Annotated in this window: 3 protein-coding genes; all 3 read left to right on the forward strand. The window is 61.1% G+C overall.

From position 1 onward, the window contains the following. On the forward strand, nucleotides 1-474 hold a 474-nt coding region (locus RMO15_RS28520; RefSeq protein ID WP_309721015.1), incomplete at its 5' end, for a DUF4331 family protein. A 20-nt stretch (nucleotides 475-494) separates the two neighbouring features. After that, the gene (locus RMO15_RS28525) at nucleotides 495-1043 is read left to right on the forward strand and encodes a DUF4331 family protein (RefSeq protein ID WP_309721019.1); all 549 of its coding nucleotides are present in this window, start codon (nucleotides 495-497) and stop codon (nucleotides 1041-1043) included. A 4-nt stretch (nucleotides 1044-1047) separates the two neighbouring features. Then, nucleotides 1048-1943: tetratricopeptide repeat protein (locus tag RMO15_RS28530; RefSeq protein ID WP_309721023.1), on the forward strand; the 896-nt coding region annotated here is incomplete at its 3' end.

Here is a 1943-nt window from a genome sequence, read left to right on the forward strand (position 1 = left end):
TACCAGTTCAAGATAGACAACACCGGCGACAAAGTGGAGGACCTGGTGATCCAGGCTCGCTTTGAGAACACTGGAATCGGCCAGAAAGTGCTGATCGCGGGACCTGTGGCTCCTTCTCGCACGGGCACGGTAAGTGATGCAATGGCTCCCTCCACCACCACGGGGATGACCAATAGCGCTTTCTCTCCGATGAGCGACATGCAGGTCTTTGCCGGAGTGCGCGAGGACCCGTTCTTCTTTGACCTGGAGCAGTTCTTCACGATCCTCCCCGACCGTGCTACCCCGATCAGCGGCGTCGCGGTTGCTCTGGCGGATGCGAATAAGCCCAAGGCCACCACATGGCGCGCTCCCGGCGCTGCCAAGGACTTTCTCGCGGGCTACAACGTTCTATCCATCGTGGTCGAGCTTCCCAAGAGCGCCCTCAAGGGCTCCGCTGACGGCAAAATCGGTGTCTGGTGCACCACGAGCAAGTAACGCTCACGGAGAAAAATAAAATGAAACAACTATTCCTACTAATCCCTATCGCGATTCTGGCGGGCTGTGGCAGTAGCAGCACCTCGAAGATCGAGACATTCCAGCAAGTAGACCGTCTGTCGCGTCCTGCGGTCAACGAGGTCTTTGCCTCCGTGGCGGGTGATCGTCATAAGATCAACAACGAGATTGCGCCTAGCCAAGACGGCACCCAGCTTGCCAACGACATCCAGAACTTCATGACCAACACGGCGGGCCGCTCCCAAGCGACCACGGATGTTGTGAAGGCGGTTCTTGTGCCAGACGTGATGGTTGCCGATCTCAATCAGACCGACTCAGCGGCCTATCTCGGCTCCGAGACGGGCGGGGCGACCGGCGGCAAGTTCGGCGGGCGCAAGCTCACCGACGACGTGGTAGACATCTCGCTGGGCGTGGTCTTTGGCAAAACGGTCTCCGCACTGGGGCTGGCTGCAGACGATAAAAAAGACATCCCAACTCTGACGAGCGACAATGTCGGGGCAAGCGGCAAGCACTTCACCAGCACCTTCCCCTACCTGGGAGAGCCGAGGTAGTCCCATGAGACGAGGGATCGCGCATGTGCTGGTCTTTGCCGTGGGGGGGCTTTTCTGGGCGGGAAAGCACTTCTCGCCCAAGCCCACCACTCCAACCACACCGGCTCATGCTCCGTATGACCCTACGGAGGTCGAGAAAAGCGTACGGTTTTTAGAAGCCCGCGCTCAGTCCGATCCGCAGGGGGCCACGGGGCTGGCGATGCTGGCAAGCGCGTATCTGCGCCGCCAGAGTGAGCTGGGCGATCCCGACGATCTTCTCCGGGCCGAGACGAGCGCACGCCGCTCGCTCTCGGTGCGGAGCCACAACAACCCGATTGGGCTCTGGGCGCTGACCAAGGCGCTCATGGGCCGTCATGCCTTCACCGAAGCCCATGCTGTTGCCGAGAAACTCGGTGATGGAGCTCTAGAGGCCGAGTGCGATATCGAGCTCGGCAACTACGATAAAGCGCGAAAGCGCTTAGGAGATGCAGCGCTTCAGCGCCCCACCGATCCGGTGATCCGTGCCCTCCAGGCCCGTCTCTGGGAGCTGGTGGGAAAGACACCGCTTGCCGAAGACGCCTACAAGAGCGCCCTGAATCTCGTCGAGGCAAATTTTGAAGCCGCTGGCCCAAGTCGCGCCTGGTTCCATGGTCGCCTCGGAGCTTTCTATGCCTCGCTGGGTCGCCTTGACGAAGCTAAAAGTTCCTACGAAGCCGCTCTGGAGGCATTTCCCAACGACCGCCGTGCGACGCTCGGGCTGGCACAGGTTGCCGCCGATCAAGGCAATAGAACGGAGGCCAAGCGCCTCGCCGAGACCGTTGCGCTTCCCGAGGCCGCGATGCTGCTCTACAAGCTGGGCGACACCTCGCAGTGGGAGCGGATTACGTCGGAGGCCAGCGGACGGCATGTCCATGGCCGCGC

It is taken from the genome of Armatimonas sp. (assembly GCF_031410135.1).
In the GTDB taxonomy this organism is placed as follows: Bacteria; Armatimonadota; Armatimonadia; order Armatimonadales; family Armatimonadaceae; genus Armatimonas.